This window comes from Trichococcus palustris (assembly GCF_900114465.1).
Taxonomy (GTDB): Bacteria; Bacillota; Bacilli; order Lactobacillales; family Aerococcaceae; genus Trichococcus; species Trichococcus palustris.
In genome coordinates, this window is record NZ_FOTD01000019.1 from 33,930 (window position 1) to 48,012 (window position 14,083).

14 protein-coding genes are annotated in these 14,083 nt (G+C 49.8%); 9 read left to right on the plus strand and 5 right to left on the minus strand.

What is annotated here, in order from left to right; all coding sequences use genetic code 11:
* Window positions 1-35 precede the first annotated feature (35 nt).
* Window positions 36-1,586, plus strand: coding sequence for an FAD-dependent oxidoreductase (locus tag BM101_RS11430; protein ID WP_087033740.1), 1,551 nt, complete (start codon window positions 36-38; stop codon window positions 1,584-1,586).
* Window positions 1,587-1,803: 217 nt separating this feature from the next.
* Here BM101_RS11430 and BM101_RS11435 read toward each other — a convergent pair whose 3' ends face one another.
* The 5 genes from BM101_RS11435 to BM101_RS11455 all read right to left on the minus strand — a co-directional run bounded on the left by BM101_RS11435 (window position 1,804) and on the right by BM101_RS11455 (window position 6,939).
* Window positions 1,804-2,181, minus strand: coding sequence for a hypothetical protein (locus tag BM101_RS11435; protein WP_087033741.1), 378 nt, complete (start codon window positions 2,179-2,181; stop codon window positions 1,804-1,806).
* A gap of 76 nt (window positions 2,182-2,257) precedes the next feature.
* Complete coding sequence (locus tag BM101_RS11440) at window positions 2,258-3,022, minus strand: ABC transporter permease (protein ID WP_087033742.1); 765 nt, start codon at window positions 3,020-3,022, stop codon at window positions 2,258-2,260.
* Window positions 3,019-3,939, minus strand: coding sequence for an ABC transporter ATP-binding protein (locus BM101_RS11445; protein WP_409373501.1), 921 nt, complete (start codon window positions 3,937-3,939; stop codon window positions 3,019-3,021). Before BM101_RS11445 ends, BM101_RS11440 begins: the two co-directional genes overlap by 4 nt.
* On the minus strand, window positions 3,936-4,268 hold the full coding sequence (locus BM101_RS14500) for a PLD nuclease N-terminal domain-containing protein (protein WP_245825803.1): 333 nt from the start codon (window positions 4,266-4,268) through the stop codon (window positions 3,936-3,938). The genes BM101_RS11445 and BM101_RS14500 overlap by 4 nt, the downstream gene beginning before the upstream one ends.
* 226 nt (window positions 4,269-4,494) lie before the next feature.
* Window positions 4,495-6,939, minus strand: coding sequence for an ATP-binding protein (locus tag BM101_RS11455; RefSeq protein ID WP_087033743.1), 2,445 nt, complete (start codon window positions 6,937-6,939; stop codon window positions 4,495-4,497).
* Window positions 6,940-7,395: 456 nt separating this feature from the next.
* Between BM101_RS11455 and arsA the strand changes: the two genes are divergently transcribed.
* The 8 genes from arsA to BM101_RS11495 form a co-directional block, all read left to right on the plus strand.
* The gene (gene arsA, locus BM101_RS11460; RefSeq protein WP_087033744.1) at window positions 7,396-9,138 is read left to right on the plus strand and encodes an arsenical pump-driving ATPase; all 1,743 of its coding nucleotides are present in this window, start codon (window positions 7,396-7,398) and stop codon (window positions 9,136-9,138) included.
* A gap of 20 nt (window positions 9,139-9,158) precedes the next feature.
* The gene (locus BM101_RS11465) at window positions 9,159-9,503 is read left to right on the plus strand and encodes an ArsR/SmtB family transcription factor (protein WP_087033745.1); all 345 of its coding nucleotides are present in this window, start codon (window positions 9,159-9,161) and stop codon (window positions 9,501-9,503) included.
* Window positions 9,481-9,819 carry an arsenite efflux transporter metallochaperone ArsD gene (arsD, locus tag BM101_RS11470; RefSeq protein ID WP_087033746.1) on the plus strand — a complete coding sequence of 113 codons (339 nt, stop codon included), beginning with the start codon at window positions 9,481-9,483 and terminating at the stop codon, window positions 9,817-9,819. Before BM101_RS11465 ends, arsD begins: the two co-directional genes overlap by 23 nt.
* An 89-nt stretch (window positions 9,820-9,908) precedes the next feature.
* A complete protein-coding gene (locus BM101_RS11475; RefSeq protein WP_087033747.1) occupies window positions 9,909-11,576 on the plus strand; it encodes an FAD-dependent oxidoreductase in 1,668 nt (555 codons plus the stop codon).
* A gap of 331 nt (window positions 11,577-11,907) precedes the next feature.
* Window positions 11,908-12,195 (plus strand): ArsR/SmtB family transcription factor, encoded by a 288-nt coding sequence (locus BM101_RS11480; RefSeq protein WP_087033748.1) that lies wholly within the window; start codon window positions 11,908-11,910, stop codon window positions 12,193-12,195.
* Window positions 12,196-12,215: 20 nt separating this feature from the next.
* A complete protein-coding gene (locus BM101_RS11485) occupies window positions 12,216-13,220 on the plus strand; it encodes a permease (protein WP_087033749.1) in 1,005 nt (334 codons plus the stop codon).
* A gap of 33 nt (window positions 13,221-13,253) precedes the next feature.
* Complete coding sequence (locus tag BM101_RS11490; RefSeq protein ID WP_087033750.1) at window positions 13,254-13,496, plus strand: thioredoxin family protein; 243 nt, start codon at window positions 13,254-13,256, stop codon at window positions 13,494-13,496.
* 288 nt (window positions 13,497-13,784) lie between these two features.
* Window positions 13,785-14,083 (plus strand): helix-turn-helix domain-containing protein (locus tag BM101_RS11495; RefSeq protein WP_143084465.1); only part of this gene is annotated, 299 nt, incomplete at its 3' end.

Consider the following 14,083-nt stretch of genomic DNA (forward strand, 5'->3'; position numbering starts at 1 on the left):
AATCATTCGCCAAAATGACTTATAGGAGGGACAACATGTCACAAGAAGAAACCGGAAGTCGCATTCCGAAGTTCGCGCATTCCTATTGGAGAGAATTTGAAGAAATCCCCAGCTTCACGGGTTTGCAGGAAAGCCTAACGACGGATATCGCTATCGTCGGCGGTGGCATCGCCGGCATTGTCAGCGCCTATCTGCTGGCAAAGGCGGGCAAAAAAATCATCTTGCTGGACGCCGGAAAACTGATCGACGGCGCCACCGGCTACACCACTGCAAAAATAACGGCCCAGCACAATCTGCTCTACAGCGAATTCATCGAAACGATCGGCGCAGAGCAGGCAAAACTCTATTATGAAGCGAATAGCGGCGGACTGAAGTTCATTCAAGAGACGGCTTCCGAATTGGGGATCGCTTGTGATTTGACCGTCCAGAATGCTTTCGTCTATTCGGAAACCGAGCTGGGCAAGCAGAAAATAGAAAAAGAAGCAGAAGCATACAAGACACTCGGCATCGACGGCGGTTTGGCGACAAGCGAAGTGGATTTGCCGTTCGACGTTACGGCGGCCATCGTCATGCGCAATCAGGCCCAATTCCATCCCGTAAAATTCCTTGCGGGGCTGTTGCGGGAAATCGAGCGGCTTGGCGGCATCGTTTATGAACAGACGCGCGCCATGAAGATCGAAAAGGAAGACAGGCCGGTCATCCAAACGGAAAACGGGATGCGTATTTCCTGCAATAAAGTGATCGTCGCAAGCCATTATCCCATCAACAGCTCCGATGGCCTCTACTTTTCAAAGCTTTCCGTCAATCGCTCCTACGTGATTGCCGTCAGGACGGAGGCGAAAATCCCGACAGGCGTGTACCTCAGCGCGGATTCACCGACGCGTTCCATGCGTGCCATCCCCACCGATGAGGGTGAAACATTGTTGATGATCGGCGGCGATGGGCATCCGGCCGGCCGGAGCAAAACCAACATACTGGAGCATTATCAAAACTTGGCGCACTTCGGCGAAGAACACTTCGGCATCAAGGAAATCCCCTATCGCTGGTCCACCCAGGATTTGGCCACGCTGGATAAAGTGCCTTACGTGGGAACCATGACCGCATCCTATGACCATATCCTGGTTGCGACCGGATTCAACAAATGGGGGATGTCAAACGGAGCCGCAGCCGGCATGATGCTGGCGGATCGCATCCTCGGCAAGCCCAACCCTTATGCAGAAGTATTTGACCCAACCCGCACAAAAATGGAAAAAGCGGATGTGGAGGATTTCATCAAGGATAACGCAGCAGTCGCGAAGGCATTCATTGTCGGAAAATTAAAAAGGACAGTCGAAACGGCCGATGAGCTGGAAGCAGATGAAGGCGGGATCGTTAAGATCGACGGCGAAAAAACGGGTGCCTACCGCGATGAGAACGGCCAACTCCATCTGGTCAGCACAACCTGTTCGCACTTGGGTTGTACGGTAAAGTGGAATGATGCGGAACGATCCTGGGACTGCCCTTGCCATGGCTCCCGCTTTTCCTATAACGGAGACGTGCTGGACGGCCCTGCCGTGCATCCATTAAAGAAATTGGATGCGGAGTGAGCTAAGCCGGCGAGGAAGACGAGGACAGCAAGCAAAAGGCGTTGGCCTTGATCGAAACCGAAGAAAATGAGACATATCAAAGGAAATATCGGGGCGTTTGGAAAAAGGCCTAGCTACAGCCGCATACTGCCTCAACAATAAAAAAACCTGAAGCAATCACCGTTGATTGCTTCAGGTTTTTTCGATTTATTGTCCGATGTAAAGACCGGACTGTGTTTCATCGGATTTTTTTCTTTCTGAGGATGAACTTGGCGGACAGGAAGCCGGCGCCAAGCGCCCCAACCAGCAACATAGCGGAAGGCAAAACCTGGTTCATCCCTTCGCCGTAGAAGTACCCGCGAAACAGCCAGAAAATAGCAGATCCGATCAGAACAGAAAACCCAACCCCCAGCACATAGTACCAAAAAGGATACGGGCAATGGCTGTCGTAGGGCACACGTTCATCGCCATTGTTCATGCTGCCCGCGATGGGTGTGACGGAGGAGCCATCCAAAATATCCTGGCTCGCATCCTGACCGACGTTCACCCGCGCGTACAGGGAACCGGAAATATTGTTTTCCTGTTCGTGCTTCCTTTGTCTGTCTCGATCGCTCATTGCACGTCCCCCTTTCCTTCAAATGCGATTTCAGAAAAAAATCGCTTATTCCCTTTTATCATGACCCTTCTCTTGTCTAAAGGGCCTTCTTATCCAATACCCGCATCGACAGCAATAAAGGGAGGAGGATGCCGACGCCGCTCAGCAAGAAGGAGCGCGCCAGGTCCGCAAACGCCGTCGTTCCCTGGAGCATTTCCATATTCCGGCTTGCCAATTGCAGCGGATTCCATTCCGCCGCATCGGGAAAGAGGCCCACAAGGAACAGCAGAAGGATGAAGCCCCCCACGAACAAAAGCGGCCCGTAGGCATTTTTGAAGATCACGGAACCAAGCAACAGCACGGAAATCAGCACGATGCCGAAAAAGTACAGGCTGGAGACGGCCAAGCCCAGATTCAGCATTTTGCCGTCCGGAAAGTAATAGCCCGTATAGGCCCACGTTATCAGGAAACAGAGCCAATAGCTCAACGACCATAGCACGACTGCGACGGTGAATTTCGACAGGATGATCGTTTTACGCGGCAATCCCTTGGTGACCATATTGACGAGCGTCCCCTTCTCATATTCCTTCGACATCATGCCGCTGAAAAGGATCACCACGATGATGAGGCCCGTTTGCGTCCCGTTTTTGAAGAATTGCATCCAGGAATCCAGATTGGTCGGCTCCTGGATTTCTATCGTTATCCCTTCCGGCATAAAATTCCCGATGATATCCGGCATGAATTTTGCCGTCAGGGGACTCATGATCCCCAGAATGGCGAACAGGATGATCAAGACGAAAAGCTTATAGTTCCGTGTGTATTCCAAGATTTCTTTCTTTGTGAAGGCTAAATAGGCTCTCATTTCACCGCCTCCCTGAAAATATCTTCCATTTTCGGTTCTGAGATCTCCAGCTTGACCGGCACAATCGCCAGGGAAACCAAGGTACTGAGAATCAAGGCCATCGTTCCTTTCGGGTCGGCTGTCTGCACCCTTATCGTTTTCCCTTGGACCGAGCTGCTTCCCGCCAAATTCCTTAACGGAGCTGCGGCAAGGAAAGTCTCCACGTCTTCAGCTTTTGCCAACACCACGATGCAGGCGTGCTGCTGATGCGTTCGCCTTATTTCTTCTACATCGCCGGTCAAGACGATTCCCCCCTGATCCAGGATGCCGATTTTGTCGCAGATCGCCTCCACATCGGATAGGACATGGGTCGAAAAAATGACCGTCGTTTTTTCCTTCACCTTCAAGAGGATATTCAAAATCTCTCTTCTGCCGATCGGATCCAACGCGGAAGTCGGTTCGTCGCAAATCAGCAGCTGCGGCTCATTCAACAGTGCCTGCGCGATGCCCAGCCGTTGCTTCATGCCGCGGGAATAAGTCCCGATCCGTTTATTCGTTTCGGCGAGGCCTACCAAAGCCAGCAGCTCATCGCTCTTCTTTTTTATGAGGCTATTCGGGACATGGGTGATTTCTCCGCATAGCTTCAAATATTCCCTGGCGGTCATGAAGGGATAGAATTCCGGGACATCTGGCAAGTACCCGATGAAGCGATTCGTTTTCGAGTCGCCATATGTTACCGGTTCTCCGCAGACTTCTACGGTTCCGGCATCCGCCTTCAGCAACCCCAGAACGATTTTCATCGTCGTCGTCTTGCCCGCCCCATTTTTACCGATGAAACCGAAAATGGAACCTTGGGGGACACTCAAGGAAAGATGCTCCAGGACGTGTTGGTCACCAAATGTTTTGCTCAAACCGGAAATGGTCAGAATATCCATCATTCCTCACCCTTCCCGAGCAGAAAATACAAAACAGGCCCCACGATGTTCAAGAATATAATGATGAATATCCAAAGTCCTTTGCTCCCCACCCTCACGTTCGGATGCCTGAACAAATGGTTCAAGGCGGTGATCAACAATACCACCTGCAATGTGACCAAAGGCAACAGAATGGGTAAATATTCCCTTAATTCCTCCGACATATCAATCAGCCAACTTTCTTTATCAATTTTCTGTACTCCGGTTCGTCCATCCAGACTGCAAAAGCCGGATTTTCCAATGCCATCTGCAGCAGGACTCCCCGAAGTCGATCCCTTTGTTATCTGATACATCCATTGCGGATAGCTTCACGTGTCTATTGGGCTATAGTTCGATAAATAGGCTCGACCACCCTGCTTGTTATATAACAAGTATAACAATTTTCATAGGATGAATCAATACCAAGGCTGGGATTTTCTGAAATGTCTCTGGTGGAATGAACACTTAAAACCAAACATGCACCTTACGCTGGTAGGAAACCAGCATAAGGTGCATGAAAAATGTTGCAATCCCAAAGATTCAATCTTCGTCGTTTTCACCGTTGCCCGGTTCGGCTGCTTTCCCTTCGGCGGCCATCTCCGCGATGCTCTTGTTGTATTTTTCGAGTTTTTGTTGGACCTTTCGGAAGACGCTGCCTTCGGTAAATGTACCGTCTGCGTTCAGCGTTCCGGCAGGCATGCCGCTGAGCAACTCTATCCCTTCCTCGACGGTGCGGACGCTGTAGATATGGAATTTATTTTCCTGTACAGCCGCAACGATCTCTTCCTTCAGCATCAAATCATCCACGTTTTGTGCAGGGATGATGACACCCTGTTCCCCCGTCAGGCCTTTCGCTTGGCAAAGGTCGAAGAACCCTTCGATTTTCTCCGTCGCGCCTCCGATGGGTTGTATTTCGCCCAGTTGATTGATGGATCCGGTCACAGACAAATTCTGCTTCAACGGCACATCAGCCAAACTGGAGAGCAGCGCATATAGTTCCGTACTCGAAGCGCTGTCGCCATCGATGCCGCCATAATTTTGTTCAAAGGTGATCTGCGCACTCAGTGGCAACGGTTTTGCCTGCGCAAATTTCCCACCCAGATACCCGCCCAATGTGAGAACACCTTTCGAATGGCTGCTGCCGCTCATTTTGGTCTCCCGTTCGATATTGGTCACGCCATTGGATCCGATATAAGTCCGGGCCGTGATCCGCGTAGGGTATCCAAAGGCATATTCCTCCATTTGGACGACCGCCAAACCATTGACTTGCCCCACGACGGCATCCTGCGTATCGATCATGATTTTATCCTTGAGGATCATTTCCTGAAATTTCTCTTCAATCCGGTTCGCGCGGTATTTGCGTTCGGCCAATGTTTTGATGACATGCTCCCCGGAAACGAGCGCCGCCCCTTCACTTTTTGCGATGACCATGGCTTCATAGACGATTTCGGTTATTTCATTGAACTGCGTCGACAGCTTGTGTTGATTCCCGGCCAACCGCGATCCGTATTCGACCACCTTGCCCAAGCCGCTGCGATCAAACTGCAGGATGCCTGCCTCTTGGCAAACGGAGCTGATGAAAGAAGCATATTTGCGCACGTTCTCCTCATTCCTGTCCATTTCGATGTCGAAATCCACCTTCACTTTGAACAGTTTCCGGAAATCCTCGTCGGTCGTCAGTATTTGGTAGAATATCGGACTGCCGATCAAAATGATTTTCACGTCCAACGGGATGGGTTCCGGCTTGAGCGTCAACGTCGGCACATAGCGGTATTGTTCCCCGATGTTCTCGATCAGCGCCTGTTGGTGTTTCAGCACTTTCTTTAATGTTTCCCACGCGAAAGGGCTGAAAAGGATATCTTTTGCCTGCAGCACCAGATAGCCGCCGTTCGCTTGGTGGATGGCGCCAGGCTTCACCATCGTGAAGTTTGTTGTCGTAAACATGAATTGGCTCTTGTATTCAATTTTTCCGAATATGTCATAATAGTTAGCGACCGGATCGATGATGGCGGGCGCCCCTTTGCCGGCTTCGTTGTTGACGAAAAGGTTCACCTTGTATTTGATGAAGGGATCGCCGTCATCCTCCAATTCCTGCATAGGATTCTTTGGTTGCTGAGCCTCGACTATTTTGAATATCAGGTGGTTTTCAGCGATGTCTGCCACCGTTTTTTCGAGATAGTCCAAAATCTTGGGGGAATCCGCATACTTCCCTTTCAGTTTCATGATCAGCGGTTCCGTGGTGAAGCGGGCGATTTGTTGTTCCAGATCACGCATCTGCTTGCTCGCTTCTTTTTCCAGATTACGCGTCCCGCGGATTGTTTCGGCCAAACTTTTTTCGAGGCCGTGCATCTTCTCATCGATGTCTGCCCGCGCCGCATCCGAAAGTTTCTCGTAGTCCTCCGGCATCATCTGTTTCCCATTCCGCAAGGGGACAAAGACGACCCTGCCCGGTGATTGCAGTACCCCGAAACCCGCTTCGAAGGCTTCCTTTTCGATTTTGTGGAAAAAACCATCTACTTTTTCCTGAACGGAATTAAGAATGTCCTCTTTTTGTTGCTCATAATCAGGCCCTTCAAAGGCTTTCGGAATGATGATGCGCAGATCATCAATCAGTTCGTCCATATCGTCCCGGAAAACACGGCCTTGTCCCGCCGGCAAAGATACCGCTATCGGTTTATCCCGATCGCTGAAATTATAGATGTAACACCAATCATCCGGTTTTTCACCCTTCTCTGCCAACTGCGAAACCATGGTCTGCACATAGGTACTCTTCCCAGTTCCGGGAGGCCCTACAACAAATATATTGTAGCCAGGCACCTTCATCCCCAACCCAAATTCCATCGAGCGAACAGCCCGGTTTTGCCCGATGATGCCGTGCAGCGGCGGCACATCCAAAGACGTCTCGCAAAATTCCAACTCTTTGTCCTGCAGATAACTATTCCTCAATTTTTCGATCGGTAATCTGTATTTATCTTCGATGCCCATCGTTGCTCGCCCCTTATCTTTTCAGCTGAAAACCCACCGTCATTAAAGCGCTTTCTTTCATACACCACCATTATACAACAAAGACGCACACTCCACCTCCATTTTGGTCGAATCGGCGCGCTTCTTTAAAATGTTCCCTCATCGCTGTCCAAAATAAAGCGAAGCAAAGGATTTTCGGCCAGCTTCACTACCTTTTTTCCATCAATCCGCTTAAGCAAATCCCCTTTTCCATATCATTCACATTCTTCTTTATCAAACGATACGGATGTGCGTTCTTTTCGTCAACTAAAAGGAACAATTATCGTTTTGTTTATGACTTGACAATAGATAGACAAACATCTATATTATACAATAGATAGGATTCCGTCTATATAAACAGGAATGGCTCTCTGCATTCAATAACCGGCGTACGTTCCATCGCAATCAGAAATGTAGGCTGTCGTCAGGAGAAAAAAAATGGAAAAATATATACCCGAAAACATGAATATAACCAAGTATCTTTTTTTCACAGGGAAAGGCGGCGTCGGCAAAACGTCGACCGCCTGCGCCACCGCGGTTTCTTTGGCTGACAGCGGAAAAAAGGTCATGCTGGTGAGCACGGATCCCGCCAGCAACCTGCAGGATGTGTTCGCGATGCCCTTGACGAATAAAGGTACGCCAATCCCTGAAGTGCCAGGGTTGACGGTAGCGAATTTTGACCCGATTTCGGCCGCCAAGGAATACATGGAAAGCGTGGTCGGTCCCTATCGCGGCCTGTTGCCGGATTCCGCCATCGCCAACATGGAGGAGCAATTGATGGGCTCCTGCACGGTGGAAATCGCGTCCTTCAATGAATTCGCAGGCTTCCTGACCAATCCGGAAGCGGAAGCAAGCTACGATTCTATCATCTTCGACACCGCCCCGACCGGGCACACGTTAAGGATGCTGCAGCTGCCGTCCGCCTGGAATTCCTTCCTCGACGAGAATACGACGGGCGTTTCCTGCATGGGGCAGCTGGCCGGGCTGGGCGACAAGAAGGAAATGTACAAGCAAGCGGTAGAAACATTGGCCGACGCCGCTAAGACGACCTTGCTGCTGGTGACACGTCCGCAAAACGGCCCCTTGGCGGAGGCAAGCCGCGCCTCGGAAGAATTGAAGGAGCTGGGCATCCTGAATCAAAAATTGATCATCAACGGACTCTTGGAGCATCCAACCGATGTCATCTCGCAGAAAATCTATGAGGAACAACAGCAGACGCTCCGCAACATGCCCGAAAATCTGAAGCAGTTCCCTGAATATCTGGTTCCTCTGCGTTCCTACAACGTAACCGGGGTGGCCAATTTGCGGATCCTCTTCAAAGAGCAGCAAGAAGAATTGACCGTGACACGTTCTGAACCAGTCCGTTACCCTAAACTGAATGACATCATCGCCGATTTGGATAGGACGGGCAAGAAAGTGATCTTCACCATGGGCAAAGGCGGCGTCGGCAAAACGACCATCGCTGCCGCCATCGCGACCGGCTTGGCCGCAAGAGGGAAGAAAGTCCATCTTGCGACAACCGATCCGGCTGCACATCTAGGTTTCATCATCCAGGAAACGACCCTCATCAAAATGAGCCACATCGACGAAAAGAAGGAACTGGCTGACTACCAGAAAGAGGTCCTGGATAAAGCCCGCGAGACGATGTCCGAGGAAGATCTGGCTTACATCGAAGAAGATCTGCGTTCCCCTTGCACGCAAGAGATTGCGGTGTTCCGAAGATTCGCCGAAATCGTGGATACAGCTGACTGCGATGTTGTCGTCATCGACACGGCACCGACGGGACATACGTTGTTGCTGCTGGATTCTTCGCAAAGCTATGCAAAGGAAGTGGCGCGTACTTCCGGAGAAGTTCCGGATGCAGTCCGGCATTTGCTTCCCGTATTGCAGGACCCCGCCCAGACGGAGGTTGTCATGGTTACCTTGCCGGAAAACACGCCGATCTATGAATCCATCCGCCTGCAGGAGGATCTGGACCGGGCCAGCATCGCCCACACCTGGTGGGTGATCAACAACAGCATGCTGACGACCGGAACGACAAACGACGTTCTGCTGGCACGCGCCCAGAGCGAGGTCCAATGGATCGAAAAGGTCGCCTCGTTATCCGACAACCACTTCGCCGTCGTGGAATGGTCACCCGTCGAACTGAAAGGCAAAGCGATCGAAACACTGTTGCAGTAATGGGAAAAGGAGATACAATCATGAACTATGAAGCTTATGCGCAAATAATGAAGGCCTTGTCCGATCCGAAGCGCATCAAAATTTTGGATATGCTTTCCTGCGGCGATATGTGCGCATGCGATATCCTGGAGCATTTCGACTTCACCCAGCCTACCCTTTCCCACCACATCAAAGTATTGGTGAACGCGGGTTTGGTGACGACGAAGAAAGAGGGCACCTGGCACTACTATTCCATCAATGACACAGCTGCGAATCAACTGATAAAGGACACCATTACCTTATTATCCGCAAAGGATGACTGCATCTGTGTGACCAAAGAACAGAAGGAAGGAGCAAATTGCAATGAAAAAACTGGAGCTTTATGAACCGGCGATGTGCTGCAGTACGGGTGTTTGCGGACCTTCCGTAGATGAAAACCTGATCCGCATCACCGCCATCCGGCAAGAGCTGAAAACGAACCCTGACATCATGATGGTCCGTTATAACCTCGCCCAAAATCCGAATGCATTCGTGAGAAACACTGCCGTTAATGCCTTGCTGCAGGAAAAAGGGGCCGCTTGCCTGCCCATTACGGTATGGGACGATGCCATCGTGAAATCCGGAAGCTATCCGACCAATGAAGAAATAACCCGCTATACGGGTGTGGCTCTCAGCGGAATGGCAACAAAGCCTGAAAAATGAGCTCGGGCTACTGTGCCGGCTAATCAAAACATTACATAATTTCAACAATGGCAAAGTATAATTAAAATAAATGCTATGGAGGACATAAAATGAAAATTATCGTCATCGGGTCGGTCGCAGCGGGAACATCCGTCGCCGCCAAAGCAAGAAGAAACGACGAAGAAGCTGAAATAGTCGTCTACGATCAAGGAAAGGACATTTCCTATTCCGTCTGCGGCATCCCCTATCAAATCGGCGGCGAAGTGGAAAGCATCGACCAACTGACGCCCCGCAATGCCGCTTGGTTCAAAAAAAGATACGAGGTTTCCATTTTCACGGAACATAAGGTGACAAGCATCGACAACGAAAAGAAACAGCTGGAAGTATTGGATTTGGTTATCGGTGATACCAAAACGGATCACTATGATATCTTGGTTTTTGCGACCGGAGCCACTCCCTTCACACCGCCCCCATTCGACCAAAAGGAATACGACAATGTTTTCCAGGTGCGCAACATCCAGGATGCCCGTGACATCAACGCGTTTTCCGCCGAGAAACAACCTAAGAGAGTGCTGATCATCGGGGCCGGCTTCATCGGACTGGAAATGACGGAGCAGCTGGTCCACAAAGGGCTGGAAGTGACCATCATCCAAATGGAGGATCAAGTGATGCCGCCGATGGATGCGGATATGACCTTCCGGGTCGAGGAACAGTTGCGCGCCAAAGGGGTTAACCTGATCCTGAGCGATACCGTGAAGACGATCGAAGGCGATTCTTCCGTAGCGCGCGTGACCACCACCGGTGGGATCACAATCGAAACGGATATGGTCATTCTGGCGGCGGGTGTGCGTCCCAATACGGAGTTGGCGAAAGAAATCGGCGTAGCAATCGGCGATTCCCGGGCCATAGCCGTCAACAGCAAGATGCAAACCAACTTGCCGGATGTGTATGCAGTCGGCGATGTCGCTGAAAGCTTCTCCGTCATCACAGGCAAGCCGATTTATCGTCCGTTGGGTTCGACCGCCAATAAAATGGGCCGTATCGCCGGCGATGTCATCACTGGCGGCGATCTGGAGCACCGCGGCGTTCTCGGCACCGGCATTTTCCGGATTTTCGATCTGAATGTCGGGCAAACCGGCTTGACCGAAAAGGAAGCCCGCAAGGAAGGATTCGATGTGGAAATCCTTTACAACATCAAACCGGATCATGCGGAGTACCTAGGCGGCAAGGAGCTAACCATCAAAGCGCTGGCCGATAAAAAAACCGGCCGGATTTTGGGTGCCCAGATCATCGGATCCGGCGGCGTCGATAAACGCATCGATGTGATTGCAACAGCCATCACCTTCAAGGCCAAAGCGGAGGATCTGTTCCACCTTGATCTGGCTTATGCGCCTCCGTTTGCGACGACCAAAGACCCTGTCCTCTACACCGGGATGGCGTTGGACAATGCCCTGCACGGCAACCCTCTGTTGACGCCGGCCGCTCTGATCGAGCGACAAAACAACGGCGAAAAGCTGCAGATCATCGATACGCGCTCCAAAAAGGATTTTGACAAATCAAACGTCAAAGGGGCCGTCCATATCCCGCTCGGCGAATTGAGGACCCGTCAGGCTGAACTGGATAAGAGCATCCCTACTATCACCTATTGCAACAAAGGCGTCACCGGGAATGCGGCCCAGAATGTCCTGTTGAACCACGGCTTCAAGGAAGTATACAATCTGTCCGGCGGAAACAAAAACTACCAAAGCTACCTGAAGATGCTAGCATCCAAAAAATAAAAATGTGCGTGAGAGGGTGGGCATAAACCATGAGAAATGGTTTATGCCCACCCTTTCTCTATTTATTCATCCTTCCTTACTGCGAAGGATGAATCGTCCTACAATGGCTCTGGATACTTTTGCGAATCAGGAAACAGCATCCGGAGTTTTTTGCATTACCGCCAATGGAAAATAATAATAATAAAAAAAACGAAAAAGACATTGATATCCATCTATATCGGAGTATACTATTGATATAGACAGTTATCGATATCGATAACCATGAATGAATCCTGCTTTACGCAGGTAAACACGGCGCATCATGACGACAATGCCCCGAGGAGGTTTTTGTATGGAACAAAATTACAAAGCATATGCGAAATCTTTAAAAGTTTTATCGGATGAAACAAGGTTAAAAATCATGGATTTGTTGGGGGAAGGGGAATTGTGCGCCTGCGAGTTGTTGGAAGAATTTTCGATTACGCAGCCCACCCTTTCCTATCATATGAAAATGCTGTGCGACAGCGGCTTGGTTGTCAGCAGAAAAGACGGCAGCATGGTGAAATATACCCTCAATCATGACTCCTTGGATGACTTGAAGGCGTTTTTCAAGCACATGGCCAGCGGAATGCTTGTTTAAAAAAGTAGGAGATGGAAACAATGAACTTATTCAATTTTCTGAATGATCAGCTATTCAAAATGCTATGGTTGAACGATTTGATGGGCAGAATGGTTCAAAATGTTTTTGGGTTGGACATCACCAGCCGCGTCGGTGCAAGCCTGCAATTTTTCCTTTTCGACACCGTAAAAATCTTCATTCTCTTATCGGTATTGATTTTTCTTATTTCTTACATCCAAAGTTATTTCCCGCCGGAACGGACGAAAAAGATTTTGAGTCGTTTCAACGGCGTGACGGCCAGCATACTGGCTGCCTTGCTCGGTACGGTGACGCCTTTTTGCTCCTGTTCTTCGATTCCGTTGTTCATCGGATTCACCGGTTCCGGGTTGCCGCTTGCGGTCACTTTTTCCTTCCTGATCTCTTCCCCATTGGTCGATTTGGCATCCGTCATTTTGCTGGCTAGCATCTTTAATTGGCGCATTGCCTTTGCCTATGTTGTGGTCGGATTGATTCTGGCGGTAGTCGGCGGAACCATCATCGGAAAAGCACATCTGGAAGATCAAGTGGCATCTTTTGTTTACGGTACCCGCAGCGTTGACCTCCCTGAAGCCGAATTGACCGCAAAGGACAGAATGGCTTTTGGTGTGGAACAAGTAAAAGATATCGTCAAGAAAGTATGGCCCTATATTTTGATCGGTGTCGGAATCGGCGCGGCCATCCATAATTGGATACCGGAATCGGTCATCACTGCCGTCCTAGGTCAAGATAAATGGTACTCCGTATTGGTTGCAGCCTTTGTCGGTGTGCCAATGTACGCAGACATCTTCGGAACCTTACCGATTGCGGAAGCTTTGGTCGCAAAAGGCGTCGGCTTAGGGACAGTTCTAGCCTTCATGATGAGCGTAACAGCCTTGTCTTTACCGTCACTTATCATGCTGCAGAAGGTCGTAAAGCCTAAATTGCTGGCACTCTTCTTCACGGTCGTCGTCGTCGGGATCATCTTGATCGGCTACCTATTTAATTTTTTCACACCGTTCTTTATGTAAAAAATATAAAAATCATTCAGGAGGAATTTTATTATGGAAATCAAAATTTTGGGTTCAGGCTGCAAAAACTGCGTGAACTTGGCGAAAAACGCAGAAGAAGCCTTGAAGATCTTGGGCATGGAAGCTACCATCACGAAGGTGACCGATATGCAGGCAATCGCAGCTTACGGCATCATGAGAACACCCGGCCTTGTCATCGATGAAAAAGTCGTCTCTTACGGAAAAGTCGCAAAACCAGAAGAAATCGTTGCATTGATAAAAAATAATGTAGGCTAAGCAAAAAAGGGCCGTGGCAGAATCAGAATTGCTCTGATTCATGCCACGGCCCTTTTTGTAAAGAACTATCGAACATTTGCTTATTTAACAGCTTTTTATCTTCAATCCGACAGAAGACTCCCACCTCAAGGAAATGATAGGGCCATAGCCCAATGAGTAGGCGGGAGATGAATGTCGGTAGGCGTCAGCCTATTTGTTTGTCGAAAAATCTTTGCCCTTCCTACAACTTCGCCTTTGATAACGAACATAAGTTCGTGTATAATGTATGATATAAGGAGGTGAGTAGCCATGATCATCCACAAAGCGTACAAGTTTCGACTCTATCCCTCGAAGGATCAACAAATTTTGATTGGGAAGACCATTGGCTGCTCCCGTTTCGTGTTCAATCACTTTCTGTCCGAATGGAACCAAACCTATGAGGATACAGGAACTGGACTGAGCTATGGCACATGCTCGGCCAATCTGACAGCGCTGAAGAAGGAAGCGGATACCCTCTGGCTGCAGGAAGTGGATAGCATCGCATTGCAGTCCTCTTTGCGGAATCTCAGCGATTCCTTCGACCGCTTTTTCAAAAAGCAGAACAGCGC

Coding starts and splice junctions, on each gene's coding strand:
- BM101_RS11445 (WP_409373501.1), bottom strand. CDS start 3,939: ATGATGGATATTCTGACCATTTCCGGTTTGAGCAAAACATTTGGTGAC.
- BM101_RS11475 (WP_087033747.1), top strand. CDS start 9,909: ATGAAAATTATCGTCATCGGGTCGGTCGCAGCGGGAACATCCGTCGCC.
- arsD (WP_087033746.1), top strand. CDS start 9,481: ATGAAAAAACTGGAGCTTTATGAACCGGCGATGTGCTGCAGTACGGGT.
- BM101_RS11440 (WP_087033742.1), bottom strand. CDS start 3,022: ATGAGAGCCTATTTAGCCTTCACAAAGAAAGAAATCTTGGAATACACA.
- BM101_RS11465 (WP_087033745.1), top strand. CDS start 9,159: ATGAACTATGAAGCTTATGCGCAAATAATGAAGGCCTTGTCCGATCCG.
- arsA (WP_087033744.1), top strand. CDS start 7,396: ATGGAAAAATATATACCCGAAAACATGAATATAACCAAGTATCTTTTT.
- BM101_RS11430 (WP_087033740.1), top strand. CDS start 36: ATGTCACAAGAAGAAACCGGAAGTCGCATTCCGAAGTTCGCGCATTCC.
- BM101_RS11485 (WP_087033749.1), top strand. CDS start 12,216: ATGAACTTATTCAATTTTCTGAATGATCAGCTATTCAAAATGCTATGG.
- BM101_RS14500 (WP_245825803.1), bottom strand. CDS start 4,268: ATGTATCAGATAACAAAGGGATCGACTTCGGGGAGTCCTGCTGCAGAT.
- BM101_RS11480 (WP_087033748.1), top strand. CDS start 11,908: ATGGAACAAAATTACAAAGCATATGCGAAATCTTTAAAAGTTTTATCG.
- BM101_RS11435 (WP_087033741.1), bottom strand. CDS start 2,181: ATGAGCGATCGAGACAGACAAAGGAAGCACGAACAGGAAAACAATATT.
- BM101_RS11455 (WP_087033743.1), bottom strand. CDS start 6,939: ATGGGCATCGAAGATAAATACAGATTACCGATCGAAAAATTGAGGAAT.
- BM101_RS11490 (WP_087033750.1), top strand. CDS start 13,254: ATGGAAATCAAAATTTTGGGTTCAGGCTGCAAAAACTGCGTGAACTTG.